Below are 23,182 nucleotides of genomic sequence, written 5' to 3'. Positions count from 1 at the left end.
TCAGCCGAGCAGGTTGGCAAAGCGCACGGAGTAGATGCGGTCGCGGCCGAGCAGATGGGCAACGAGTTCAGCCCGGTCGAACAGACCGGCAAACGCCCGGTGGCGAAGGTCGAGCCCTCCTGTCATGACCCCGAAAGCCGGCATCAGCAATCGCTGCCCATCGGTCGCGAAACAGGGGCGCCGCACCGATTTTTCCCTTCGCCGCACGGTGGCGCAGGGATGGAGGTGGCCCGAGACCTCCCCCTTGCCGGCAATCAGGCTCGGCTCGTGGCGAAACGTCAGGCCACCGAAGACGATTTCATCGGCGGAGATACCCGGCAGGTCGGCAATGCCGTCGGGATCGTGGTTGCCGTTGATCCAGATCCATTCGCGGCCCCGGGCCATGGCGGCGATCTTCTCGCGAAACGGCGCCGGCAGCAGGGCGGAGCCGACGGGATCGTGGAAATTGTCGCCCAGGCTGATAACGATCTTCGGATCGTGTCGCGCAATCGCAGCTTCGAGGATGCGAAGCGTCGACAGCGTGTCATAGGGTGGCAGCAACAGGCCGCGGCGCGCGAAGGCGGCACCCTTTTCGAGATGCAGGTCCGACACGACGAGCATGCCGAGTTCTGGCAGGATCAGCACGCCACCGGCATCGGCGATCGCCTCCACTCCGTTCAGCACGAAACGGGCAGAGTAATCGGGATCATCGAGGGCCGGAGCCTTGAGTTGGGCCAGGCGGTTCATGCGGTGTTCTTTTCCTTCACGCCATGGCCTCGGCGATCAGATCGTCTGCGGCTTCGGCAAGCACGTGTTCCTGGGCTTCACCAGCGACCGGCTCGCGGCCGATCTCCAGCATCACCGGCACGGCGAGCGGCGAAATATGATCCAGCCGCTTGTGGGTGATATGCCCTTTGATTCTCTTTAGCATATCGCCGAGCCGGGCAATATCGAGAAGACCCACGGCGGCATCCTGTCGCGTCGCGTCCAAGAGGATATGATCCGGTTCGTGGCTGCGCAGCACGTCATAGATCAAATCCGCCGACACCGTCACCTGCCGGCCGCTCTTTTCCTTGCCGGGATGCCGCTTTTCGATCAGGCCGGCGATGACGGCGCAAGTGCGAAAAGTACGCTTCAGCATCCAGGATTCGTCGAGCCACGCCTCGAGATCATCGCCCAGCATGTCCTCGTCGAACAGATCGGCGAGGCGCAGGCGAGCAGAGGCGATCATGGCGCCCATGTCCTCCAGCCCCCAGACGGCCAGCGAATAGTCGGTCGCGACAAAGCCGAGGGGTTTCGCACCCATTCGCTCAAGCCTGCGGGTGAGCAGCATGCCGAGCGTCTGATGAGCCAGCCGTCCCTCGAATGGATAGGCGACCAGAAAGAAGCGGTTGGCGCGGGGAAAGGTCTCGATCAGCAGTTCGCTACGCTTCGGCAGGATAGACTTCTCCCGCTGGATTTCCAGCCAATCCCGGACCTGATCCGGCAGGCCGGCCCGCCGGGCGGGATCATCCAGCATGGCACGGACCTGTTCGGCGAGATAGGTGGAGAGCGGAAACTTGCCGCCGGCATAGGCCGGGATCTTCGGGTCCTGAGAAAAGGCATTGGAAGCGAGGCATTCATTGTCCCGGATGCCTTCGAAGCGGAGCACCTTACCAGAAAACAGAAAGGTGTCTCCCTGGCTCAACTGCTCCAGAAAATACTCCTCGACCTTGCCAAGCGACATGCCGCCCCGGCCGATGGAGCCGAGATGGTTGCGCTTGACGAGCCGGATGTTGAGCATCGGCATTTCGACGATGGTGCCGAGATTCAGCCTGTATTGCTGTGCGACCTGGGGGTTGGAAACCCGCCAGCGTCCCTCCCTGTTCAGCCGGATGCGGGCATAGCGTTCATAGGTTCTGAGCGCGTAGCCGCCGGTGGCGACGAAATCGACGATACGGTCGAAGGTCTCGCGCGGCAGCAGCGCATAAGGCGAAGCGCTCGTCACCTCCTCATACAGGTCATCGGCAAGGAAAGGTGCCGCACAGGCCATACCGAGCACATGCTGCGCCAGAACGTCGAGCGAGCCGTCGCCGATGGGCGGCGTGTCCTGTGCCCCCACGTAGTTGGCATCCAGCGCCGCCTGACATTCCATCACCTCGAAACGGTTGGCCGGCACGAGGATCGCACGGCTCGGTTCGTCCATGCGGTGGTTGGCACGGCCGATGCGCTGGGCAAGCCTCGATGCCCCTTTCGGCGCGCCAACGTGAACCACGAGATCGACGTCGCCCCAATCGATGCCGAGATCGAGCGTTGAGGTAGCGACGACGGCCCGGAGCCGGTTGTCGGCCATGGCTGCCTCGACCTTGCGGCGCTGGGCGACATCGAGCGAACCGTGATGGAGCGCAATGGGCAGGTTGTCGTCGTTGATCGTCCAGAGTTCCTGAAACAGCAATTCGGCCTGCGAACGTGTGTTGACGAAGATCAGCGTCGTCCGAAATTCCTTGAGCACCTGATAGAGCTCCGGCATGGCATAGCGAGCCGAATGGCCGGACCAAGGAACACGTTCCTCGGTCTTCAGGATTGTGATCTCCGGCTTGGCGCCGCCGGTCACCGTAATCAGCCCGGCATGGCTTGCCCCCCGCGGCGGCTGGCCAACCAGCCAGCGCTGCAACTCCATGGGCTCAGCCACCGTAGCCGAGAGACCGACGGTGCGCAGATCGGGTGCGAGGCGACGAAGACGCGCAAGCCCGAGCGACAACAGGTGACCGCGTTTGGATGTGACCAGCGAGTGTAGTTCGTCGAAGACCACATAACGCAGGTCGCGGAAGAAGCGTTCGGAATCCGAGTGGGAAAGCAGCAGGGCCAGCTGTTCGGGCGTGGTCAGTAGTATGTCGGGCGGATTGAGCTTCTGGCGCTGGCGCTTGCCCTGGGGGGTATCGCCGGTGCGGTTTTCGATCGTGACCGGCAATGCCATTTCCGATACCGGCTTCATGAGATTGCGCTCGATATCGACAGCAAGCGCCTTCAGCGGCGAGATGTAGAGCGTGTGGACGCCAGTGAACGGCGCGCCGGGCGGAAGACGTCCGCGTTCGGCAAGTTCCGTGAGCGACGGCAGGAAGCCGGCGAGCGTCTTGCCAGCGCCAGTCGGCGCGATCAGCAGGAGGCTTTCCCCGCCTCGCGCTCTTTGCAGAAGTTCCAGCTGATGGGCACGCGGCTGCCATCCCTTTTCCGCAAACCAGCGGATGAAGGGAGCGGGCAGCGGCATATCGGCGGCCTGATTCATGAACACAGCGTCAACCTAGTGCATGCAGCGCGAAAGAGAAGCGCTGTTGACAGCATCGCAAATCACGGATAATTATTATCCACGATTTGGAGATGACGATATGAAACTCGGCGACGGCGTTGAACAGGCCATTCACAGCATGACCATGCTGGCTTCGCTTTCTGGGGACGGCGTCCTGTCGGCGGCAGCGCTTGCGGAATTTCACGGCGTTTCTCCCAGCTATCTCCTGAAACACCTGCAGGCGCTTTCCGCTGCGGATCTGGTGACGACGGTTCCGGGTCCCAAGGGCGGGTATCGCCTTGCACGCAAACCGAACGAGATCACCCTGCTCGACATCGTGATTGCGGTGGAAGGCCCCCAGCCAGCCTTTCGCTGTCAGGAAATCCGTCAACGGGGACCCAATCCCCTCCCCGGGCGGTATTTCGAAAGACCCTGTGGGATTGCCGCTGCGATGCTGGCGGCCGAGCGCGTCTACCGGGCGGAGCTCAAGAAGACGAGCATCGCGGATCTTATTTCGGATCTGAACGCCACCGACGATGGAGGTATCGCCGCCCGCGGTTGTGCCTTCCTCGAAATCAACGAACGCAAATCCGCCCGCCAGGGGCAGGAATGAAAGGAAGAAAGCCATGCATCCGCGTCTCGATCTCCAGAAGGCATCCCCGGCCGCATTCAAGGCCGTCTATGCACTCGAACTCTTCGTGCAGAACAGCGGCCTCAGCCGCGCCGAAATCCACCTGATCAAGCTCCGGGCATCGATCATCAACGGCTGCGCCTACTGCGTCGACATGCATGTGAAGGAATCCCGCCACGACGGTCTTTCCGAGCAGTGGATCAACCTGATGAGCGTGTGGCGGGAATCGACCGTCTACACCCCGCGCGAACGGGCCCTGCTGGGCTGGGTCGATGCCGTCACCAACATTGCCGGGACCGGCGCACCGGATGCCGAATTCCAGGCGCTGCGGGAGCATTTCAGCGAAACGGAGATATCCAACATCACCGTGGCTATCGGGACGATTAACGTCTGGAACCGTCTTGCCATCGGTTTTCGCTTCCAGCACCCGGTCGACCAGCCGGCCGTAGCGGCCTGATACCAGTCGGGTTGATGCCAGCGGAAAGACCGTTACATCGCGATGTAGCGGTCTTTCCGGTGATTGATGGCAAGCGTCAGATTGAGCACGACAGCGCCCATGACCGAGCAGAAGATGATAAAGGGCGTGGCGACAAAAAAGGAAAAGACCAGCACGAGGCCATCGAAGCCGAGTTGCACCAGTCCGGCGCGCCAGCCGAAGCGATCCTGCAGATAGAGCGCGAGGATGCCGAACCCGCCAAGGCTCGCCCGGTGGCGAAAGAGCGCCAACATGCCTGTTCCCACGAGCAACCCGCCGAAGACCCCGGCGATCAGGGGGTCGAGCGAGGAGAACGAGACGAAGCGTGGCAGCGTCGCTGTGAGGAACGACGTCAGGGCTACAGCGGAAAAGGTCTTGATGGTGAAGGCCGCGCCGAGTTGCCGGTAGGCGAAATAATAGAACGGCAGGTTGAGGACGAAGAAGATGGGGCCGAAGCCGGTCTCCGTCAGGTAATGCAGCAGGAAGGCCACGCCCGCCGTTCCGCCTGAAAGCAGCTTTCCACCCGACAGCAACAGAACACCGAGAGCCGCCAGCATGCTGCCGGCGAGCACACCCTGCACATCGTCGACGAGCGAATGCCGTTCGGCCGAAGACGCCAGCAAGCCCTTTAACCGCGTCTTCACCTCACCTGTCACCATAAACCGACTCTCTCCTTTGAAGCCTTTCAGTCTCGGTATCGCGCCCGAGACAATTGCTCAAGAGGCAAGGCGAACAGGTTTCAGCGGAGAGCGATGTAGCGGTCCGAACGGTGATTGATCGCAAGGAAGAGATTGAGCACGACAGCACCGACCACCGAATAGGCAACCACCATGGGCGAGAGAACCGCGAAGGCGAGCGCCATGATGCAGAGATCGAAGGCGAGTTGGACAAGGCCCGCGCGGATACCGAAACGATCCTGGATATAGACCGCGAGAATGCCGAGGCCACCAAGGCTTGCGCGGTGGCGATAAAGCGCAAGAAGGCCGAAACCGAGAAGCAGACCGCCAAGCACAGCGGCCCAGAAGGGCGCAACCGTCTCGATGACGAGGAAACGGCTCTCGATTTCGACGAGGAAAGAAGTCAGGCCGACGGCGACGAAGGTCTTCAGGGTGAAATCGACCCCGACGCGACGCAGCGAAAGCCAATAGAACGGCAGGTTGAACAGGAAGAAGAGAAGACCGAAGCTCACGCCGCTCCAGTAATGGATCACGAAGGCCAACCCGGCCATGCCGCCGGTCAGCAAACCGACCTTTGCCAGCAGGTAGAGGCCTAGCGCGGAAATCATGGCCCCGGCCAGAATTCCCTGTATATCTTCCACGGGTGTGTGACGAGAGGGGTTCGTGTTCCAGATACCCAACATGCTGCTGATCTGTGCCATGCCACCATCTCCGGATACCGGGCTTCGATGGCTTTAGGGTAGCGCAGATTCAGGTGTTCGCAAGCGCAATACGTAAGCAATACTGACCTATCGCAATCTTCGCAATTTTCGGTCGGATCATGCCTTTCGCACCGCAATAAAAAGTATACCAGAGACGGGTTTTCCGCCATCCATGCGAATGACTGTTCGCTCGATATCGGCGACCTCGAAGCCCGCAGCGACAAGCTTCGCGCGCACATGCGCCTCAGAATGGGCATAGCGGAGCGACGGCGCGAGATGGAAACCCTCGTCCGTGCCGGCATCCTCGACGGAAAATGCAAAGAGAGCACCCGGCCGGGACAACTCGGTTGCGAGCGACAGGGCCGCATCAAGGTCACCGAGATACATCAGCACATCGGCCGCAGTCAGCAGATCGGCACGATGCCGGGCAAGCCCTGCGCCAAACAGGCCGGACCCTTCCGCATCGAGCGAAAGGTCAGCGCGCCCGAGCAGATCGTAGACGCCCTTTTCCGCGGCCTTGGCCAGCATGTTGACGGAAAGGTCGAAGCCTTCGAGACGCTTCACGATTGAACGGACCTCCACGCCGAAAAGGCCGGTTCCGCAGCCGAGATCGACGGCAAGCCGGAAAGACGGGGCGTCGCCATGGTAGCGCGCGAGAAGCGCCGAGAGTTTCTGCGGCACACTGTAATCGAGCCGTTCGACGAGGGCGGCCTCGAAGCGGTCGGCATAATCGTCGAAAAGCGCTTCGACGTAGCGGCTCGGAGGTTGGACCGGCACATCGACAGCGCCAAGCAGCGCGAGTTTCAGCCGCGCGCCGAAGATTTCCTCCGCATCGAGTTCCTCGACTTTACGTAAGGCTTTTATCGCTCGCTTACCGTCTCCCGCCTTTTCCAGATATTCGGCAAAGCGCAGCCAGCCGGCGGCCCATCCGGGCGCCAGTTCCAGCGCCTGTTCCATCAATTCGGCTGCTGCCGCAGGATCGCCACTTTCGGCAAGCATTCGGGCATAATCGGCGCGGCGGTCGGCGATGACGTCGCCGGACGAGAACTGGGTCGGCTGCATGATGAAACCTCTGGCGGCGCGCGGTCTTGACCGATACGTGAGAAAAACACAAGAGCTATTTGCTGCGCTGCGTGCCGGCCGTCCGCGCACCGCGCTTGCGGGACCGGAAGAGTCGACCTATCTCAGGCGAAACAGGAGATTTGCATGTCGGATCGAGTGAACAGATTTCTGGGCGACACACCGGGCCGGACCCTCGTCAAACTTGTGGTCGTATCGCTGATCGTCGGTTTCATCATGACCGTCTTCGGCATCTATCCGCTCGACATCGTGGAAGGCATCCGTCATTTCTTCCTCGAACTCTGGTACAGGGGCTTCGCCGCGCTCGGACGGGTCGGCGATTATCTCCTGCTCGGGGCGACGGTCGTCATTCCGGTTTTCATCGTTCTTCGTCTTTTCAATAGCCGCAACTGACATGCAGCTTTCCGTCATCGCTCAGCCATTCCAGCGCCGCGGCCTGCTGATTCTTGCCGGCAGCGGGCTCGCGATCGCTCTTGCCGGCTGCCGCAGCACGGAAGTGCTGACCGTTTCGGACGACACGGCCAAGCCCGAGACGGACGCGGCACTTCCGCTCGTCAACGCGCTGCGCGCAAAGAAGGGACTTGGCGCGCTTTCCAAGAACCCGGCGGCGGAGACGGCGGCGATCTTCCAGGCGCGACGTATGGCCAGGGCCGACAAGATGTCCCATCTGATCGGCTTCAACGACAGCTTTCTGAGCCGCATGAAAGCCGGTGAAGTGCCTTTGCCTGCCGCTGAAAACATAGCAACGGGCCAGGACACGGTCGAGCGGGCGATACAGGCCTGGATCGACTCGAAGAAGCATCTCGAAAACATGCTCGGCCAATATAACGGGCTTGGCGTTGCCGTGGCCCACGCGCCCTCTTCCGCCAACAGGCCTTTCTGGGCCATGGTGCTATCGGCCTGAGCGATTCCCGTCAGGCCGGAAAAGAGCGATGGCATGGATCAGGCCGGCAGACAGCAGAACTCCTTCGCAGTGACACATCGACTGGTGCTGTCGATCGCCGTCCCCATGACGCTCGGCTTCGTCACCACGCCACTGCTGGGTCTCACCGGAACGGCAGTTGTGGGACGCACCGGTTCGGCGGAAGCTCTTGCGGGGCTGGCGATTGCAGCCGTTCTCTTCGATCTGATCTTCGCCGCCTTCGGCTTCGTACGCGCCTCGACCACGGCACTGACCGCGCAGGCGCTCGGTAGGGCTGATCGGGTAGAACAGCAGGCGGTCTTCTACCGCTCCTTTCTGCTGTCAATCGGCCTCGGCGTCGTCGTCCTTGCGGCTTCGCCATTGATCCTGCGCATCGGCATCATGCTGATGGGTGCGGAAGGACGGGTTGCAGAGGCGACTGCGACCTATTTCGCTATCCGCGTGCTTGGAGCGCCGCTGACGCTCGGCAACTTCACCCTGCTGGGCTCGGTGCTCGGCATGGGGCGGGGCTCCATCGGACTTGCCCTGCAGATCCTGCTCAACGGCGTGAACATCGTCCTGTCGATCTGGCTGGGGCTTTGGCTCGATTTCGGCATTGCCGGTGTTGCCTGGGGAACGCTGGCGGGCGAAGCCGTCGCCTTCATCGCCGGGCTCGCCTACATGCTGTTTGCCTTTCGCGGAACCCCGCGCCCCAAGCTGCCGGTCGTTCTATCCCGCGAAAAGCTGAAAGCGCTGTTTTCCATCAACCGCGACATCATGATCCGTTCCCTGGCGCTGGTGGCAGCCTTCACGCTGCAGACCCGGATCGGCACGCTTTTCGGACCGGAACTGCTGGCGGCCAATGCGCTGCTGATGAATTTCTTCCTGATTGCAAGCTTCTTCCTCGACGGCATGGCCAACGCCGCCGAGCAGATTACCGGAAGGGCCGTCGGCGCCCGTTTCCGCATCGGCTTCGAACGGGCAATCCGGCTCACGGCCATCTGGTCGTTCGGGCTTGCCTCGGTCTGCGCCCTGTTCTTCCTCGTTCTCGGCGGCACGCTGATCGACGTCATGACCACCTCTGAGCCCGTGCGGGCGCTGGCGCGCGATTTTCTGCCCTGGGCAGCGCTCACGGCACTGACCGGTGCGCTCGCCTTCCAGATGGACGGCGTCTTCATCGGGGCAACATGGTCGCGCGAAATGCGCAACATGATGCTGCTCGCACTCGCCGGCTATTGCGCAGCGCTTGCGTTATTTGCCCCGACGCTCGGCAATCACGGGCTCTGGCTGGCACTGAACGTCTTTCTGGCACTCCGCGGCCTCACCCTTGCCGCGATCCTGCCGCGCAAGCTCGCTCAGACCTTTATCGCCAGCCAGTGATCCAATCTGGTGTCGCGCAACTGCGAAACCGAGTTCACCTTCTCCCGATCCATAAGCGACGAGAGACCTCGGACGATGCTACCGGGAAGACCCGGCCCCTCATACACCATGCAGGAATAGAGTTGCACCAGGTCGGCGCCCGCGCGGATCTTTTCCAGTGCCGTCTCGGCAGACGAAACACCGCCAACACCGACGATCGGAAGCGCGGCACCGACCCGCTTGCGCATGCGCGCGAGAACCGCCGTCGACTTTTCGAACAGCGGCCGCCCGGACAAGCCTCCGGCCTCATCGGCAAGACGAGGCTCGACAAGCCCCTCCCGCGACAGCGTGGTATTGGAAACGATCAGGCCATCGAGATCATGAGCGAGCGCTTCCGCCGCGATATCGTCCATGCCCTCTTCGGTCAGATCCGGCGCGATCTTCAGGAAGACCGGCCGCCGCTTGCCGGTCGCCTTCGCACCCTCGTCGCGGGCCGCGAGAACGGCGGAAAGGAGAGCCGCCAGACTTTCGCGAGCCTGCAGGTCGCGCAGGCCGGGCGTGTTCGGCGACGAGATATTGACGGTGAAATAATCCGCAACCGACTGGAAGCGCCTGATACCGAGGACATAATCGCCGATGCGATCCGCGCTGTCCTTGTTGGCGCCGATGTTGACGCCGACGATGCCGGAAGGTTGCCTGGCGGAAAGACGCGCAAACGCCGCCTCATGGCCTTCATTGTTGAAGCCCAGGCGGTTGATGACCGCCATGTCCCGCTCCAGACGGAAAATGCGCGGCTTCGGATTGCCGGACTGGGGCTTCGGCGTCAGCGTGCCGACTTCGGCGAAACCGAAGCCGAGGCGTAAGAGAGCGTCCGGCACTTCGGCGTTCTTGTCGTAGCCAGCGGCCATGCCGAGCGGGTTTGGGAAGCGGAGACCCGCGACCGTTACGGCAAGCCGGGAATCCTCGGACTGGCGGCAGGCCGGCAGGAGGCCGGATTTCAGCGCGGCAATCGACATACCGTGTGCGGTCTCGGCATCGAAAAGAAAGAGTCCGCGGCGGGCGAAGGTCTTGAATGCATCGATCATCATACCATCTCCGGAAAGTCATGGGTGCCGTCCGGCTTCAGCGCCAGCGGCTTTTCCCAAAGCACGGCGCCAAGTGGCAGGTCGGCGTAAAGATGCGGGAAGAAATCCCCGCCCCGCGATGGCTCGTAACGCAGCGCATCGCCGAGGGCCGCCGCCTCCACGGCGACCAGCAGCAGGCCGGCAACACCGGCGAAATGACGCTGCGCCGTCTCCACGGCCTGCTCCGCCGTCGAGAAGTGAATATAGCCATCTTGAAGGTCGATGGCCGCGCCGCGAAATATACCTTCGGCCCGCGCCTCTTGCCATAATTCCTGCGGCACGATCTTGTATATGATGCGTTGCAAGGGCGCGTCCTTCCGTCTCCGATGCGATCGATGCATGCGGTTTGCCGGAAAGTGCCCGGCTTGTCCACGCCCATCACCGCTTCATCCTTCGGTGTCGGGTCATTTCGGGAGACAGATGCATGAAGCCGATAAGTCTGATGGCAGTGCCGCTGATGAGTGTGCTGGCCTGTGGCGCCACTCAGGCCCTTGCCCAGGACGCCGACACCACCCGTTTCACACTCGAAAAGACCGATTCGGGTTTCGTGCGGCTCGACCGCAGGACCGGCGCGCTGACGCTTTGCCAGGAGAAAAATGGCACGCTGACTTGCCGGATGGCCGCCGACGAACGCGCGGCCTATGAAGAGGAACTGGACCGTCTGGAGAAAAGAGTCGCAGCGATCGAAAAGACGTTGGGAGACGGTCAACCGCTTGCGAAATCGGGAAAGGACCTGCCATCCGACGAGGAGATCGAACGCTCCATCGGCATCATGGAACGCTTCATGCGCGCCTTCTTCGGACTGGTGGAAGAGTTCAAGCAACAAGAAGAGAATGGTTCTTCGAACAAAACATAGACTATTGTATATATTCACAGTAGCGGCTAAAAGAAAAACATCCGCCGGCGCGGCGTAAGGACTTCGCTCTTGGGAGGGGGCTTCGACATGACGGCATCCACTTTCATCATTGCAGACGACCATCCGCTTTTCCGCGGAGCGCTTCGACAGGCTGTCGGGGGATTCGAAGGCGAACAGACGATCATCGAGGCCGGTGATTTCGAGGCAGCCCGCAAGGCCGCATCCGCCCATCCGGAAGCGGACCTGCTGCTGCTCGATCTCGCAATGCCCGGCGTCTCCGGCTTTTCCGGCCTGATGGCGTTGCGCGCCGAATTCGCCAGCCTACCAATCGTCATCGTGTCGGCCTCCGACGATCCGACCACCATTCGCCGTGCGCTTGAACTCGGCGCCTCCGGTTTCATCTCGAAATCCTCCGGCATCGACGATATCCGCGCGGCGATCCAGTCCGTCCTCGAAGGCGATATCTGGACCCCGAAATTCTATCATGGCGGGCAGGAACAGGATCCGGATGTCGCCGATCTCATCAATCGCCTGCGCACGCTGACGCCGCAGCAGAGCCGTGTTCTCGGCATGCTCGGCGAAGGACTGCTCAACAAGCAGATCGCCTATGAACTCGGCGTTTCGGAAGCGACCATCAAGGCGCATGTTTCGGCCATCCTGCTGAAGCTCAAGGTCGACAGCCGTACCCAGGCCGTGATCCAGCTCAGCAAAATCAACATGGCGATGGTCGCCTGACGGACCGGCAGCGGACCAAAGAGGATTTTATTCCTCTTTGGTCTTTACTCCAGGGAACGGCTTCGCTAGAATCGCGGCCAGCGCCCGGCAGGAAGGAATCCGTCAGGGCTTGGAGCATGGGCGACAATGCTTTCGCACGACAAGATCTGGGCCGCGATCGACAGGCTTGCCGAACGGCATCACCTGACCCCCTCCGGACTGGCGCGCCGCGCCGGTCTCGATCCCACGTCGTTCAACAAATCCAAGCGGATCGCGTCCGACGGCCGCATGCGCTGGCCATCGACGGAATCGATCTCCAAGGTCCTGGAGGCAACCGGTGCCAGCATCGACCAGTTCATGAGCTACATGCAGAGCGACGGCGTTCCGAACGGCACGTTTCCGCCGCAGGCCGGATCGATCCCGCTTCTCGGCTTTGCGCAGGCAGGCGCCGGCGGGTTCTTCGACGATGGCGGATTTCCGGCCGGCCAGGGCTGGGACCTCGTCGAATTTCCGGCGGCGCCGGGTCTGAAAGCCGGCGTCTACGCGCTTGAGGTACAGGGCGACAGCATGAAGCCGCTTTACCGTGACGGCGACGTTCTGATCGTCGAGCCGGGCGCTCAAGTGCGCCGTGGCGACCGGGTGGTAGTCAAGACCCGCGAGGGCGAGGTGATGGCAAAGGTGCTGGCGCGGCAGACCGCAAAGGCGATCGAACTCATCTCCCTCAACCCCGAACATCCGAACCGCAATCTCGACATGGCCGATGTCGAGTGGATCGCCCGCATCATCTGGGCAAGCCAATAGGAATTACGACCTATGCGATCAGCATCGACGCTCGTCATCGGATTTGCCGGCCTGACGCTGTGGGGGATCGCCGTCGTCGCGGGTGCGCGCAATATCGGCACGGCCGAAGAGACCGCATCCGAGTTCGATCCGTCGACCATGGAGACTATCGACATCACAGATGTTCCGCCGGCGGCGGAACCGGAGATTTCGTCGGAAGCATCCTCCGCGCTCGAACCAACGGCACAGGATGGCGAACAGCAGTCCGCAGGCCTGCCTGAAGAAAATGCGGCGGAGGCCGCATCCACCGGAACCATCATTGCGCAGACGCAACCACAGCAGTCTTCCGGCACACAAACCGCGACGGGGCAAGGCGAAGGCATCGCCCTGCCTCGGCCGCAGACCGCGGAAGCCGGCATTCTGACCTTCGGGGACAGAATCTTGAAGCTTGCCGACATAGAGCCGACGGACCCGGCCCGTACATGCACGGGCGCCGGAGGCACGCAATGGCCATGCGGCATGCTGGCGCGCACGCAGCAGCGGCTGTTCATCAGAAACCGCACAGTCACCTGCGACGTCGACGGCGCGGAATGGCAGGGAACGCTTGAAACCCGTTGCCGGCTCGGAGAGATCGACCTTTCCTCCTGGCTTGCGGAAAACGGCTGGGTCGAGACCCCGCAGGGCTCACCACTTCGGCCGCTGACCGAAAAGGCGCGTTCGGCGCGTCTTGGACTGTTCGGCGGCGATCCGCGCTGATCCGCGGGTCGAACTTGAAAGTGGCGCCTTCACTTCCTACTCTCCGCCAAAACAACGAGGAACCCTGAGCAGATGACAAACCGCGTAACGCCCCATGACGCCCTTATCTTCGTCATGGTGATGGCCTCCGCCGTCGACAACTCGATGAACGAGAAAGAACTGCGCCGGATCGGCCAACTGATCGATATCCTTCCGGTATTCGCAGGCTTCGAAAAGGAGCGGTTGATCGAGGTTTCGCAGCGCTGCGCGGAGATCCTCGCCGGGCAGGAAGGTCTCGATATCGCACTCGAGACAATCAAGGACGCGATGCCGCCTCATGCCTATCGCGCTGCCTATGCGCTCGCCGTCGAGATCATGGCCGTCGATCTTGCCGTCAAGCCGGAAGAAATCCGCTTCCTGCAATTGCTTCGGGACCGCCTCAACCTGGACAAGCTGACCTGCGCGGCGATCGAACATTCCGCCGTCATCCGCTACCGTTCGCTCTGAGTGGCACCGGTGGCCGAGACGCCGTTTCAGAACAGTCCGTAGGGAAAATACCGCAGGTAGATTTCCTCCAGCCGGCCATCGTGCGACAGGGCTGCGAGTGCGCTGTCCAGCGCCTGCGCGAGGTTCGCGTCCTGCTTGCGCACCATGACCGTCAGGCCTTCGCCGAGAAAACGTTCCGACACATAAGGCCCGTCGAACAGGGTGCAGCAGCCGGCGGAGGCCTCACCCGATGCCCAGAACGAGAGCTGAAGGCCGTCGGCGAAAACGGCATCAATCTTGCGCTGCTTCAGTTCCTCCAGCATCGCAGCCCGGTCAGTGAACCCAACCGCGCGAATATCGGGAAAGAAGGCCTTGAGCATGGCCTCATGGGCCGTATTGCTCATGACACCGACGGGGCGGCCGAACAAGGCGCGGGCATCCTGCCCCGCAAGCTCCGCCTGTCTGTTGCGAACGAACCGCGCCGGCAGCATCATGAACGGCCGGGTGAATGCAAAGCGCCTGCGCATCTCCTCCGTCACCGCGACCCCGGCGATGATCGCTTCCCCCTGTCCGACGTTTAACGCCGTTTCAAGCTCGGCATAGGGCAAGGCCTGAATCTGACACTTGTTCTCGATGCCAAGCTCAATACAGATGGCGCGCGCCAACTCCACATGGAAGCCTGCGAGCCGGCCGGTCTGGTCGGTGAAATTGAACGGTGGAAAATCCGTGGTTGTGAGAAAGCGCAACCGCAGCAGCGTCGAAAGATCCGGCCGTACCAGCCGCTCGCGCACGTCGAACATGACCGGCATGTCATCGGCGCGAGCCGTGCCGGGAACGAAAAATGTGGAAAGAACCGCCAGAAGATATGCAATTATAAGCTGCAACCCCCTGAAATCCGGGGATGAAAACGTGGAGTGTTTCATTATCATGCCGATCCAGGGGTATGTGGGGCGTCATCACGTATGACGATGTAACAGAGTCATGCAGATCGGGGAATACGGCAGTCCGGAGCACGCGGCCGCCACAGCGGCATTGCGTGAAAAATCCGAAAATATGGCAACGACGGATGGCGGTTCGGGAAATCTGTCCTCGCTGCAGGCCGAAGCGTTGATCCTGAAATCACTGGGCTTCGCAAAGCCGCTGATCGCGCGCATGGGCCGCGCGGCCATTGCGAACGGCACGACGATCGAGCGGGAACTGCTGACCAGCGGTCACGTGCGCGAAGAGGCCTATTACGAAGCCATGGCCAGGCTATTGCGGCTGCCCTTCGTCGAGACCATTCCCGAGACGGCAGTCGTCGATCACCGGGGGCTCGACAGCCAGTTGAAACGGCCCTGCACGATCCGCCTGCACGATGCGAGCCGCCCGCCTGTCACGTTGATCGCTCCGGAAGCCAAGCGCATAGACCACCTGATCGAACGGCTTCAGCGTTTTCCCGCACTTCGAAATGCGCTGGCGATCGCGACGCCTTCGGCAATCCGGGCGGCCGCCTGGAGAGCCGGTGCGGAGCGGCGGGTGGAGCGAAGCGTCAATCACCTTTTCGAACAGCACCCCCGGCATTCGGCTCGCATCGTCATGACGGGACGGCAGGGCTTTTTCTCCGGCACCCTGCTCAGCCTTGCCATTGCGTTCTTCCTGCTTCTCCCGGAAGAGGCCGTGCTGACGACCCATATCGTTCTGTCCCTGCTCTATCTCGCGGCACTACAGCTTCGTCTTGCCGCTCTCTTCCATGGTAATCGTCCGAAAAGCCATCTGCCCGTGAACCGGGAGGATGGCGATTTGCCCGTCTACACGGTTCTTGTCGCGCTCTACAGGGAACAGGATGTCGTGCCGCAGCTTCTGGCTGCGCTTGATCGTCTCGACTGGCCGCGGTCCCGGCTCGATATCAAGCTGGTATGCGAGGCCGACGACGCGGCAACGATTTCGGCAATCCGGGCACTTGCGCCCGGTCCGCACATCGAGATCGTCGAAGTTCCGCCCATGGCGCCCCGCACTAAACCGAAGGCACTAACCTATGCGCTTGCCGGCGCACGGGGCGCCTATGTCGCCGTATACGACGCCGAGGACCGGCCACATCCCGGCCAGTTGCGGGAAGCCCATGCGAGGTTCCTGGCGGCGCCACCGGAAGTCGCCTGCCTGCAGGCCCCGCTCATCATCACCAACATCGAACAATCCTACATGAGCGCGTTGTTCGCGCTTGAATATTCGGCACTCTTCCGGCGATTGCTGCCCGTTCTCTCCCGCTACCGGATGCCGTTGCCGCTCGGCGGCACCTCCAACCATTTCCGCACCCGCCCGCTTATCGAAGTCGGCGCATGGGACCCTTTCAACGTCACGGAGGATGCCGATCTCGGCATGCGCCTCTATCGGCAGGGCTATCGCTCGCAAACCATGCGCCGCCAGACGCTGGAGGATGCGCCGACCACAACGCTTGTCTGGCTCGGCCAGCGAACCCGCTGGTTCAAGGGCTGGCTGCAGACCTGGCTGGTGCTGATGCGCGAGCCGGTGAGGACGGCACGGGAGATGGGCATCATCGCCTTTCTCGTGGTCCAACTGATGGTGGGCGGCATGCTCATCTCCTCGCTCGCCCACCCCGCCATCATCTTTTTCCTCGCTTCATCGGCCATTGCGATGATGCAAAGCCCGGCGGAAAACATCGGCCTGCTGCAGGCGGTGCTCTTCTCGATCGACTTCATCAACATCTTCGGCAGCTATGCGGCCTTCCTTGCGCTTGGGGCTGCCGCGATGACCGAGCATGAGAAGAAGCGGATCGGACGTCGCTGGGCCGGCGTTCCGTTTTACTGGGTCATGACCTCCGTCGCCGCATGGCGCGCGGTGTTCGAGCTCCGCTCTCGCCCATTCTTCTGGAACAAGACACCGCACCAACCGATCGCAGCTCAATCGCCGCAGGCAGCGGCTCTGCCATCCGGCGAGACGAGCCCCGAGCCCGCTTGACGGCAGCGGCCGAATCCCGAACATCTTCGCCACCGCCGCCCTCAATGCGTCGGACCAACCGGAGCTTCGGACGATGGGTGACAAGAGGACGGCAATTGCTGCCTGGCGCAGAGTGCCGCGCAGCATCTGGACCATCGGCTTTGTTTCCTTCTTCATGGACATCTCCTCGGAAATGATCCATGCGCTACTGCCGCTTTACATGGTCGGCGTTCTCGGCACATCGACACTCGCGGTCGGTATTATCGAAGGCATCGCGGAAGCGACCGCTGCGATCACCAAGGTCTTCTCCGGCGCCCTGAGCGACTGGCTCGGCAAGAGAAAACTGCTCGTGGCGCTGGGCTACGGGATCGCGGCCCTGACCAAGCCGATCTTTCCGCTCGCGCCTCACATCGGCTTTCTCGTAGCGGCCCGCTTCATCGACCGCATCGGCAAGGGTATTCGCGGGGCGCCGCGCGATGCTTTGATTACCGACATAACGCCGCCCGACCTGCGCGGTGCAGCCTTCGGCCTCCGGCAATCGCTGGATACCGCGGGCGCTCTGCTCGGCCCCCTGCTTGCTATACTTTTCATGGCGCTCTTCTCCGAAAATTTCACGCTCGTTTTCTGGATCGCCGTGGTTCCGGCCTTTCTTTCCGCGGGATTGGCCGTTTTTGCGGTCGAGGACCCGAAGCGCGGTGACGGCCAGCACAAGGTGCGTGCACCGCTCAGCCGCAAGGAACTCGCCAAGCTCGGAGCGACCTATTGGTGGGTGGTGATCGTCGGCTCGGCTTTCACGCTGGCGCGCTTCAGCGAAGCCTTCCTCGTGCTCAAGGCACAGGATATCGGCGTATCCATCGCCCTTGTGCCGTCAATCATGGTGGTCATGAATGTCGCCTACTTCCTGTCGGCCTATCCTGTCGGTGCACTCTCTGACCGGATGAACCGGCTGTCGCTGCTTGCGAGCGGGCTTCTCCTGCTGCTTGCCGCCGATCTTGTGCTTGCTTTTGCTCCAGGCGTTGCCGGCCTTGCATTGGGGGCAACACTCTGGGGTCTGCACATGGGCTTCACGCAGGGCCTGCTGTCGACGCTGGTCGCAGATACGGCGCCACCGACGTTGCGGGGGACTGCCTTTGGCATGTTCAACCTGGTGACGGGTCTGGCGCTGCTTCTTGCAAGCGTGATCGCCGGCGCGATCTGGGACGGCATGGGCCCAACCGGCACCTTCATCGGCGGGGCAATCTTCACACTTCTAACGCTTGCCGGCCTGTTGCCGCTCAGGGAGCGGATAGGCATGAGCCACAAAAACGAGACATGAAGCACAATCGGGAAAGCTGGAGCGGGTGAAGGGAATCGAACCCTCGTATTCAGCTTGGGAAGCTGCTGCTCTACCATTGAGCTACACCCGCAACGGCCCGCACAGTTCCAACAGTTACAGCGTCATGTCAAGAGTGAAAGCCGCGGACGAGACGAACGCGCGGGGTGCCCTACAGATCATTTCCAAGGGAAGATATTAACCTCGGGCCGCCAAGATGCGCTTCGGATATTCTCTCTTTTCTGTTGCTACGGTTTCATCATGAATGCCTTGCGCCGGCTCATCGAGTCCCACGCCTTCGAATCCGCCATCACCGCGCTGGTCCTTGCCAATGCGCTGACACTCGGGCTTGAAACCTCGCCCGAACTGATGGCGCGTTTCGGTCATTTTCTGCATTGGGCGGATCAGTTCCTGCTCGGCCTTTTCGTGCTCGAACTCGTGGCAAAGCTTCTGGTCTATCGCCGGGATTTCTTTCGCGAGCCGTGGCGCATCTTCGATCTTGGCGTCATCGCCATTTCGATTGTCCCCGCGACGGAGAGCATTTCCATCCTGCGCGCGCTGAGGGTAATCCGGATCTTCCGGTTGATCTCCGCGGTTCCGTCGATGCGCAGGGTCGTGGGCGGGCTTTTTTCCGCCCTTCCCGGCATGGGATCGATCTTCCTGCTGCTCGGCCTCGTCTTCTATGTCTCGTCCGTCGCGGCCACAAAGCTGTTTGCTGCGGATTTTCCCGATCTCTTCGGCTCGATCGCCACCTCCGCCTTCACACTGTTTCAGGTGATGACACTCGAGGGATGGACGAGCGAGGTGGTTCGACCGGTCATGGCGCTGCACCCGCTTGCCTGGGTGTTCTTTATCCCGTTCATCGTCGCGACATCATTTACCGTGCTCAACCTGTTCATCGGCATTATCGTGTCCTCGATGCAGGCCGAACACGAGATCCCGACACAGCATGCGCAGGACAAGATGGCTGAAGAGCAAAGGCAGATCCTCGACGAGTTGCGGGCGCTTCGCCGCGAGGTGGCCATGATACGCGCCGAGGGACGGTCAACCCCGGCGGAAGTGCTTGGATAGCTTGAGGCCCTGGGCCTGATAGTTCGAACCGACGCCGGCGCCATAAAGGCCCTGCGGGTGTTCCTGCATGTGCTCATACACCAGTCGGCCGATCACCTGGCCATGTTCGAGGATGAAGGGCACTTCATGGCTGCGCACCTCGAGCACCGCCCGGCTGCCCGAACCGCCGGCCGCCGCATGACCGAAGCCGGGATCGAAGAAGCCGGCATAATGCACGCGGAATTCTCCCACCAGCGGATCATAGGGTGTCATCTCGGCCGCATAGAGCGGCGGGACATGAACCGCCTCGTTCGAAACGAGGATGTAGAATTCGTCCGGGTCGAGGATCAACTCGTTGCCGCCACGACTGTAGAGCGGTTCCCAGAAATCCAGAATGTCGTGTGCGTCCTTGCGGTCGACATCGATGACGGCGGTATGATGCTTACCGCGATAGCCGATCAATCCGTCGCTGCCCGAACCCCTTAGGTCGATGGAGAGCGCGATGCCACCGCCGGAAACGTTGGGAGCATCGCTCGCCACAAGGGTCTCGGCTGCGTGCAGGTCCAGCAGATCCTTCTCGTTGAGCAGGGCATGCCCGACGCGGAAGCGGATCTGGGAGAGGCGAGAGCCGCGCCGGACAATGATCGGGAACGTCCGCGGGCTGATTTCCAGATAAAGCTGTCCCCGGTAACCCGCAGGCACCTTGTCGAACTCCTGGGCATGATCGACCATCACGCGGGTAAAGATATCGAGCCGGCCGGTCGAGCTTTTCGGGTTCGCCGACGCCGAGATTTCTTCCGGCAGGTCGAGGCTTTCCATCAGGGGTACGATATAGACGCACCCAGTCTCGAGAACGGCTCCCTCACTCAGGTCGATCTCATGGAGCGTCAACCGTTCGAGCTTTTCGGCAACCGTATGGGCGCGACCCGGCATGAAGCTCGCACGCACACGCATGGCCTTTGAGCCTAGACGCAAATCGAGGCTCGCCGGCTGGATCTGGTCGTGGTCGAGCATGACCTCGCTCTTCAACCGGCCTTCTCCGAACAGTGCGCCGATGGCACGGTCGGCCAAAATCCCCGAATTCCTCATCATTCTGCCCATCCTTTTCGGAGCCGACAAAACCAAACTCAAGGAATTGACGCAAGCCCGAGATAGGCGTAATGCAGCCTTATCCCGTGGTGATTTGGCCGGTCGGCTTGCAGCCACGTTAAACAAATGGCTAAAGAGACCGGGGTGAAACCGGTCTGCTTCCTGCGACCGGTTTTTTTGTTTTGAAAGGCGCATGGCATGAGCAAGAACTGGCGTCCGGCAACACAGCTGGTGCATGGCGGAACCCTCCGTTCACAGTTCGGCGAAACCTCAGAGGCGATCTATCTCACCCAGGGCTTCGTCTACGAAACGGCGGAGGCGGCGGAAGCCCGCTTCAAGGGCGAGGATGACGGCTTCATCTATGCCCGCTACGGCAGCCCGACCAACGACATGTTCGAAAAGCGCATGTGCCTGCTCGAAGGCGCCGAGGAAGCCCGCGCCACCGCTTCCGGCATGGCCGCCGTCGCCGGCGCCATCCTCTGCCAGTTGAAGGCAGGCGACCATATCGTTGCCGCGCGCGCCCTGTTCGGGTCCTGCCGCTGGGTGGTCGAAACGCTCGCCCCCAAATACGGCATCGAATGCACGCTCGTCGACGGACGCTTCCTGGAAAACTGGGAAAAGGCGATCCGTCCCAATACCAAGGTCATGTTCCTCGAAAGCCCAACCAACCCGACGCTCGAAGTGGTCGACATTGCCGGGGTGGCAAAGCTTGCCAACCAGATCGGCGCGAAGGTCGTTGTCGACAACGTCTTTGCAACGCCGCTGTTCCAGAAGCCGCTCGAACTCGGCGCTCATGTCGTCGTCTATTCGGCGACCAAGCATATCGACGGACAGGGGCGCTGCCTCGGCGGCGTTGTACTTTCGAGCAAGGAATGGATCGAGGAGAACTTCCAGGACTATTTCCGCCACACCGGCCCGTCCATGTCGCCGTTCAACGCCTGGACGCTGCTGAAGGCCGTCGAGACGCTGCCGCTGCGTATCGGCCAGCAGGCCCGCAACGCTGCGCGCATCGCCGATTTCCTGGCCGAGCAGAAGCAGATCGCCAAGGTCATCTATCCGGGTCGGGCCGATCACCCGCAGGCCGATATCGTCGCCAAGCAGATGAAGGGTGGCTCGACGCTTGTCGCACTTGAACTCAAAGGCGGCAAGGCTGCCGCGTTCGCGCTCCAGAATGCCCTTGAGGTCGTGAAGATCTCCAACAATCTGGGCGACGCCAAGAGCCTGATTACCCATCCGGCCACCACTACCCACAAGAACCTGACCGAGGAGGCTCGTGCCGAACTCGGGATTTCCGGCGGCACCCTGCGTCTTTCCTGCGGCATCGAGGACACGGACGACCTTCTCGAAGATTTCGCCCGCGCGCTGAAGTCGGTACCCGCCTGAGGCATCAAGCCCGGCGGCCAAAAGGCCGCCGACGCGGCACTTCCGGGCGGTTCCAGCATATTCGCCCGGAACGGTTTCACCGCGCAACCATTAGCGTTAACGACGTTACCCAAGGCAGCCGGTAACCTTTCCGGCATTATTGAATTCCAGAGCCGGGCCGCTTGCTGTAAGCTATGGTAAGTGAGGCATTAAGAAGGTCTGGTGCATGTATCGCGCCCTGACACGAGATATAGAGGTCTGCGTCGAGCCATACTATCTGGAGGAGCAATCCGATCCGGATGACAGCCGCTATGTCTGGGGCTACCGGATCGTGATCGCCAATCATTCCAAGGTGCCTGTCCGGCTTACCCATCGCTATTGGCACATCACCGACCAGAACGGTCAGGTCGACGAGGTCAGCGGACCGGGCGTGATCGGCGAACAGCCGCGTCTGCGGCCCGGCGACACCTACGAGTATTCCTCGGGCTGCCCGCTGGACACTCCATCCGGCATGATGTTCGGCCACTATCGGATGGAAACGGACGACGGCGACGAATTCGACGTCGCCATCCCCGCCTTCTCGCTCGACGCACCGGGCATGCAGCGCATCCTTAACTGACCTCTGAACAGGCCGCAGAGCGGTCTCCTCAGGCGTCGCGAACCTCTTCCGCCTCATAGTGATACACTGTCGAGCAGAACTCGCAGGTGACGCTGATCTTGCCATCTTCAGAGCTGGAGGCGATCTCGTCTTCGGAAAATCCCTTCAGCACGCCTTTTACCTTTTCACGCGAACAACTGCAGCGATCATAGACAGCCTGCGGCTCGTAGACCCGAACGCCGCGCTCGTGGAACAGGCGGAACAACAGGCGTTCGATCCCGACCTGCGGATCGGTGAGTTCGTCCGCATCGATCGTCTCGACCAGCATGCGGGCTTCCGACCAGGAATCGTCTTCGGAGAATGCCCGTTCGCCGTTATCGCCGTCGCCACCGTGCAGGTCCGGTTGACGCATTCGCTCCGGCGCTTCGGGAAGGAATTGCGCAATCAGGCCGCCGGCCCGCCAGCCGCGGCGCGGACGCCCTTCCCCATCGCGATCGAACAGTTCGGCCACGCCGAGACGCACGCGGGTCGGGATCTGCTCCGACTGGCGGAAATAAACGCCGGCTATATCTTCAAGCGAGGCCCCGTCCAGCGGCACGATGCCCTGATAGGGCTGCATGAAACTGCCCTGGTCGATGGTAAAGGCCAGAACGCCCGTCCCGAGAAGCTCCTGCGGCGAGGTGCGGCCGGCGGCAATGGCTTCCGCCAGTGCTTCTTCATTGAACCGCGCATAGGCACGCAGGTTCTCCGGCGTCGAGAAATCGGCGACGAGCAGATCGACCGGGCCATCACTCTTCGTCTGGACGATGAACTTGCCCTCAAACTTGAGGGAGGTTCCAATCAGAACCGTCAGGACGATCGCCTCCGCAAGCAACTGCGCCACGGGCTGCGGATAGTCGTGCCGTCCGAGAATGGTGTTGAGCAAGGGACCGAGCTGTACGGCTCGGCCGCGCACATCGAGCCCCTCCACCTGGAAGGGGACAACGCGGTCGTCTCCGGCGAAACCGAATTCGCCGAGTTCGGCAGGCCTGCTTTGCATGTCATGAACTCCTGGCGCCGAGGCGCATAAAGATG

The 23,182-nt window shown here is 61.7% G+C and carries 25 protein-coding genes, 1 tRNA gene and 1 riboswitch; of the genes, 15 read left to right on the top strand and 11 right to left on the bottom strand.

Features of this window, described 5'->3' with window-relative positions; translation table 11 throughout:
• A complete protein-coding gene (gene pdeM, locus ACLBKR_RS00795; protein WP_112827797.1) occupies window positions 1-726 on the bottom strand; it encodes a ligase-associated DNA damage response endonuclease PdeM in 726 nt (241 codons plus the stop codon).
• A 16-nt stretch (window positions 727-742) separates the two neighbouring features.
• Window positions 743-3,244 (bottom strand): ligase-associated DNA damage response DEXH box helicase, encoded by a 2,502-nt coding sequence (locus tag ACLBKR_RS00790; RefSeq protein WP_113466994.1) that lies wholly within the window; start codon window positions 3,242-3,244, stop codon window positions 743-745.
• 100 nt (window positions 3,245-3,344) lie between these two features.
• Here ACLBKR_RS00790 and ACLBKR_RS00785 point away from each other — a divergent pair, with 100 nt between their 5' ends.
• Both ACLBKR_RS00785 and ACLBKR_RS00780 read left to right on the top strand, forming a co-directional pair.
• Entirely contained in the window at window positions 3,345-3,857 is a 513-nt protein-coding gene (locus ACLBKR_RS00785) for an RrF2 family transcriptional regulator (protein ID WP_112827795.1), read from the top strand.
• A gap of 13 nt (window positions 3,858-3,870) precedes the next feature.
• A complete protein-coding gene (locus ACLBKR_RS00780; RefSeq protein ID WP_113448262.1) occupies window positions 3,871-4,332 on the top strand; it encodes a carboxymuconolactone decarboxylase family protein in 462 nt (153 codons plus the stop codon).
• A gap of 32 nt (window positions 4,333-4,364) precedes the next feature.
• Here ACLBKR_RS00780 and ACLBKR_RS00775 read toward each other — a convergent pair whose 3' ends face one another.
• The 3 genes from ACLBKR_RS00775 to ACLBKR_RS00765 all read right to left on the bottom strand — a co-directional run bounded on the left by ACLBKR_RS00775 (window position 4,365) and on the right by ACLBKR_RS00765 (window position 6,790).
• A complete protein-coding gene (locus ACLBKR_RS00775; RefSeq protein WP_113448263.1) occupies window positions 4,365-5,009 on the bottom strand; it encodes a YitT family protein in 645 nt (214 codons plus the stop codon).
• Window positions 5,010-5,089: 80 nt separating this feature from the next.
• A complete protein-coding gene (locus ACLBKR_RS00770; protein WP_112827792.1) occupies window positions 5,090-5,728 on the bottom strand; it encodes a YitT family protein in 639 nt (212 codons plus the stop codon).
• 117 nt (window positions 5,729-5,845) lie between these two features.
• Complete coding sequence (locus tag ACLBKR_RS00765; protein WP_113448264.1) at window positions 5,846-6,790, bottom strand: methyltransferase domain-containing protein; 945 nt, start codon at window positions 6,788-6,790, stop codon at window positions 5,846-5,848.
• 144 nt (window positions 6,791-6,934) lie between these two features.
• On the opposite strand from ACLBKR_RS00765, the gene ACLBKR_RS00760 reads away from it, so the two are divergent.
• From ACLBKR_RS00760 to ACLBKR_RS00750, 3 genes are read left to right on the top strand one after another with little or no spacing between them, the layout of a single operon-like run.
• Window positions 6,935-7,201, top strand: a complete 267-nt coding sequence (locus ACLBKR_RS00760) for a DUF6460 domain-containing protein (protein ID WP_112827790.1) — start codon at window positions 6,935-6,937, stop codon at window positions 7,199-7,201.
• Window position 7,202: 1 nt separating this feature from the next.
• Window positions 7,203-7,712: a CAP domain-containing protein gene (locus tag ACLBKR_RS00755; RefSeq protein WP_113448265.1), complete on the top strand. Its 510-nt coding sequence runs from the start codon at window positions 7,203-7,205 to the stop codon at window positions 7,710-7,712.
• A gap of 33 nt (window positions 7,713-7,745) precedes the next feature.
• Window positions 7,746-9,089 carry an MATE family efflux transporter gene (locus ACLBKR_RS00750; RefSeq protein WP_113448266.1) on the top strand — a complete coding sequence of 448 codons (1,344 nt, stop codon included), beginning with the start codon at window positions 7,746-7,748 and terminating at the stop codon, window positions 9,087-9,089.
• On the opposite strand, the gene ACLBKR_RS00745 is transcribed toward ACLBKR_RS00750, so the two are convergent.
• Both ACLBKR_RS00745 and ACLBKR_RS00740 read right to left on the bottom strand, forming a co-directional pair.
• On the bottom strand, window positions 9,065-10,153 hold the full coding sequence (locus ACLBKR_RS00745) for a quinone-dependent dihydroorotate dehydrogenase (protein WP_113448280.1): 1,089 nt from the start codon (window positions 10,151-10,153) through the stop codon (window positions 9,065-9,067). The two genes, ACLBKR_RS00750 and ACLBKR_RS00745, sit on opposite strands and share 25 nt — an antisense overlap.
• A complete protein-coding gene (locus ACLBKR_RS00740) occupies window positions 10,153-10,533 on the bottom strand; it encodes a DUF952 domain-containing protein (protein WP_113444347.1) in 381 nt (126 codons plus the stop codon). Before ACLBKR_RS00740 ends, ACLBKR_RS00745 begins: the two co-directional genes overlap by 1 nt.
• Window positions 10,534-10,634: 101 nt before the next feature.
• Between ACLBKR_RS00740 and ACLBKR_RS00735 the strand changes: the two genes are divergently transcribed.
• The 5 genes from ACLBKR_RS00735 to ACLBKR_RS00715 all read left to right on the top strand — a co-directional run bounded on the left by ACLBKR_RS00735 (window position 10,635) and on the right by ACLBKR_RS00715 (window position 13,784).
• The gene (locus ACLBKR_RS00735) at window positions 10,635-11,048 is read left to right on the top strand and encodes a hypothetical protein (RefSeq protein ID WP_113467159.1); all 414 of its coding nucleotides are present in this window, start codon (window positions 10,635-10,637) and stop codon (window positions 11,046-11,048) included.
• A gap of 87 nt (window positions 11,049-11,135) precedes the next feature.
• Window positions 11,136-11,783: a response regulator transcription factor gene (locus tag ACLBKR_RS00730; protein WP_112827786.1), complete on the top strand. Its 648-nt coding sequence runs from the start codon at window positions 11,136-11,138 to the stop codon at window positions 11,781-11,783.
• 126 nt (window positions 11,784-11,909) lie between these two features.
• Window positions 11,910-12,563 (top strand): helix-turn-helix transcriptional regulator, encoded by a 654-nt coding sequence (locus ACLBKR_RS00725; protein ID WP_112827785.1) that lies wholly within the window; start codon window positions 11,910-11,912, stop codon window positions 12,561-12,563.
• 12 nt (window positions 12,564-12,575) lie between these two features.
• Entirely contained in the window at window positions 12,576-13,298 is a 723-nt protein-coding gene (locus ACLBKR_RS00720; RefSeq protein WP_113486053.1) for a thermonuclease family protein, read from the top strand.
• Between the two features lie 72 nt (window positions 13,299-13,370).
• Window positions 13,371-13,784, top strand: a complete 414-nt coding sequence (locus ACLBKR_RS00715) for a tellurite resistance TerB family protein (protein WP_113448268.1) — start codon at window positions 13,371-13,373, stop codon at window positions 13,782-13,784.
• 26 nt (window positions 13,785-13,810) lie between these two features.
• Here the strand turns inward: ACLBKR_RS00715 and ACLBKR_RS00710 are convergent, their stop codons facing one another.
• Window positions 13,811-14,686, bottom strand: coding sequence for a transporter substrate-binding domain-containing protein (locus ACLBKR_RS00710; protein ID WP_113486051.1), 876 nt, complete (start codon window positions 14,684-14,686; stop codon window positions 13,811-13,813).
• 130 nt (window positions 14,687-14,816) lie between these two features.
• On the opposite strand from ACLBKR_RS00710, the gene ACLBKR_RS00705 reads away from it, so the two are divergent.
• Both ACLBKR_RS00705 and ACLBKR_RS00700 read left to right on the top strand, forming a co-directional pair.
• A complete protein-coding gene (locus ACLBKR_RS00705; protein WP_414900262.1) occupies window positions 14,817-16,718 on the top strand; it encodes a glycosyltransferase family 2 protein in 1,902 nt (633 codons plus the stop codon).
• 73 nt (window positions 16,719-16,791) lie between these two features.
• Complete coding sequence (locus ACLBKR_RS00700; protein WP_113338333.1) at window positions 16,792-18,012, top strand: MFS transporter; 1,221 nt, start codon at window positions 16,792-16,794, stop codon at window positions 18,010-18,012.
• Window positions 18,013-18,029: 17 nt separating this feature from the next.
• Here ACLBKR_RS00700 and ACLBKR_RS00695 read toward each other — a convergent pair.
• Window positions 18,030-18,103, bottom strand: a tRNA-Gly gene (locus ACLBKR_RS00695).
• 167 nt (window positions 18,104-18,270) lie between these two features.
• Between ACLBKR_RS00695 and ACLBKR_RS00690 the strand changes: the two genes are divergently transcribed.
• Window positions 18,271-19,080 carry an ion transporter gene (locus tag ACLBKR_RS00690; protein WP_113338334.1) on the top strand — a complete coding sequence of 270 codons (810 nt, stop codon included), beginning with the start codon at window positions 18,271-18,273 and terminating at the stop codon, window positions 19,078-19,080.
• Here the strand turns inward: ACLBKR_RS00690 and ACLBKR_RS00685 are convergent.
• Complete coding sequence (locus tag ACLBKR_RS00685) at window positions 19,054-20,151, bottom strand: 2'-deoxycytidine 5'-triphosphate deaminase (RefSeq protein ID WP_112827778.1); 1,098 nt, start codon at window positions 20,149-20,151, stop codon at window positions 19,054-19,056. The genes ACLBKR_RS00690 and ACLBKR_RS00685 overlap by 27 nt on opposite strands.
• 73 nt (window positions 20,152-20,224) lie before the next feature.
• A riboswitch (SAM riboswitch) is annotated at window positions 20,225-20,303 on the top strand.
• 43 nt (window positions 20,304-20,346) lie between these two features.
• Here ACLBKR_RS00685 and ACLBKR_RS00680 point away from each other — a divergent pair.
• Both ACLBKR_RS00680 and apaG read left to right on the top strand, forming a co-directional pair.
• On the top strand, window positions 20,347-21,531 hold the full coding sequence (locus tag ACLBKR_RS00680; RefSeq protein ID WP_113437202.1) for an O-succinylhomoserine sulfhydrylase: 1,185 nt from the start codon (window positions 20,347-20,349) through the stop codon (window positions 21,529-21,531).
• Window positions 21,532-21,736: 205 nt separating this feature from the next.
• Window positions 21,737-22,129 carry a Co2+/Mg2+ efflux protein ApaG gene (apaG, locus tag ACLBKR_RS00675; RefSeq protein WP_112827776.1) on the top strand — a complete coding sequence of 131 codons (393 nt, stop codon included), beginning with the start codon at window positions 21,737-21,739 and terminating at the stop codon, window positions 22,127-22,129.
• Between the two features lie 28 nt (window positions 22,130-22,157).
• On the opposite strand, the gene ACLBKR_RS00670 is transcribed toward apaG, so the two are convergent.
• Window positions 22,158-23,147 carry an Hsp33 family molecular chaperone gene (locus ACLBKR_RS00670; protein WP_113486049.1) on the bottom strand — a complete coding sequence of 330 codons (990 nt, stop codon included), beginning with the start codon at window positions 23,145-23,147 and terminating at the stop codon, window positions 22,158-22,160.
• Window positions 23,148-23,182 lie beyond the last annotated feature (35 nt).

It is taken from the genome of Paenirhizobium cremeum, from assembly GCF_047553425.1.
Taxonomy (GTDB): Bacteria; Pseudomonadota; Alphaproteobacteria; order Rhizobiales; family Rhizobiaceae; genus Allorhizobium; species Allorhizobium cremeum.
Note: the sequence above shows the minus strand (reverse complement) of the source record. Positions and strands in the feature narration are given on the sequence as shown.

Coding starts and splice junctions, on each gene's coding strand:
- pdeM (WP_112827797.1), bottom strand. CDS start 726: ATGAACCGCCTGGCCCAACTCAAGGCTCCGGCCCTCGATGATCCCGAT.
- ACLBKR_RS00790 (WP_113466994.1), bottom strand. CDS start 3,244: ATGAATCAGGCCGCCGATATGCCGCTGCCCGCTCCCTTCATCCGCTGG.
- ACLBKR_RS00785 (WP_112827795.1), top strand. CDS start 3,345: ATGAAACTCGGCGACGGCGTTGAACAGGCCATTCACAGCATGACCATG.
- ACLBKR_RS00780 (WP_113448262.1), top strand. CDS start 3,871: ATGCATCCGCGTCTCGATCTCCAGAAGGCATCCCCGGCCGCATTCAAG.
- ACLBKR_RS00775 (WP_113448263.1), bottom strand. CDS start 5,009: ATGGTGACAGGTGAGGTGAAGACGCGGTTAAAGGGCTTGCTGGCGTCT.
- ACLBKR_RS00770 (WP_112827792.1), bottom strand. CDS start 5,728: ATGGCACAGATCAGCAGCATGTTGGGTATCTGGAACACGAACCCCTCT.
- ACLBKR_RS00765 (WP_113448264.1), bottom strand. CDS start 6,790: ATGCAGCCGACCCAGTTCTCGTCCGGCGACGTCATCGCCGACCGCCGC.
- ACLBKR_RS00760 (WP_112827790.1), top strand. CDS start 6,935: ATGTCGGATCGAGTGAACAGATTTCTGGGCGACACACCGGGCCGGACC.
- ACLBKR_RS00755 (WP_113448265.1), top strand. CDS start 7,203: ATGCAGCTTTCCGTCATCGCTCAGCCATTCCAGCGCCGCGGCCTGCTG.
- ACLBKR_RS00750 (WP_113448266.1), top strand. CDS start 7,746: ATGGATCAGGCCGGCAGACAGCAGAACTCCTTCGCAGTGACACATCGA.
- ACLBKR_RS00745 (WP_113448280.1), bottom strand. CDS start 10,153: ATGATCGATGCATTCAAGACCTTCGCCCGCCGCGGACTCTTTCTTTTC.
- ACLBKR_RS00740 (WP_113444347.1), bottom strand. CDS start 10,533: ATGCATCGATCGCATCGGAGACGGAAGGACGCGCCCTTGCAACGCATC.
- ACLBKR_RS00735 (WP_113467159.1), top strand. CDS start 10,635: ATGGCAGTGCCGCTGATGAGTGTGCTGGCCTGTGGCGCCACTCAGGCC.
- ACLBKR_RS00730 (WP_112827786.1), top strand. CDS start 11,136: ATGACGGCATCCACTTTCATCATTGCAGACGACCATCCGCTTTTCCGC.
- ACLBKR_RS00725 (WP_112827785.1), top strand. CDS start 11,910: ATGCTTTCGCACGACAAGATCTGGGCCGCGATCGACAGGCTTGCCGAA.
- ACLBKR_RS00720 (WP_113486053.1), top strand. CDS start 12,576: ATGCGATCAGCATCGACGCTCGTCATCGGATTTGCCGGCCTGACGCTG.
- ACLBKR_RS00715 (WP_113448268.1), top strand. CDS start 13,371: ATGACAAACCGCGTAACGCCCCATGACGCCCTTATCTTCGTCATGGTG.
- ACLBKR_RS00710 (WP_113486051.1), bottom strand. CDS start 14,686: ATGAAACACTCCACGTTTTCATCCCCGGATTTCAGGGGGTTGCAGCTT.
- ACLBKR_RS00705 (WP_414900262.1), top strand. CDS start 14,817: ATGGCAACGACGGATGGCGGTTCGGGAAATCTGTCCTCGCTGCAGGCC.
- ACLBKR_RS00700 (WP_113338333.1), top strand. CDS start 16,792: ATGGGTGACAAGAGGACGGCAATTGCTGCCTGGCGCAGAGTGCCGCGC.
- ACLBKR_RS00690 (WP_113338334.1), top strand. CDS start 18,271: ATGAATGCCTTGCGCCGGCTCATCGAGTCCCACGCCTTCGAATCCGCC.
- ACLBKR_RS00685 (WP_112827778.1), bottom strand. CDS start 20,151: ATGATGAGGAATTCGGGGATTTTGGCCGACCGTGCCATCGGCGCACTG.
- ACLBKR_RS00680 (WP_113437202.1), top strand. CDS start 20,347: ATGAGCAAGAACTGGCGTCCGGCAACACAGCTGGTGCATGGCGGAACC.
- apaG (WP_112827776.1), top strand. CDS start 21,737: ATGTATCGCGCCCTGACACGAGATATAGAGGTCTGCGTCGAGCCATAC.
- ACLBKR_RS00670 (WP_113486049.1), bottom strand. CDS start 23,147: ATGCAAAGCAGGCCTGCCGAACTCGGCGAATTCGGTTTCGCCGGAGAC.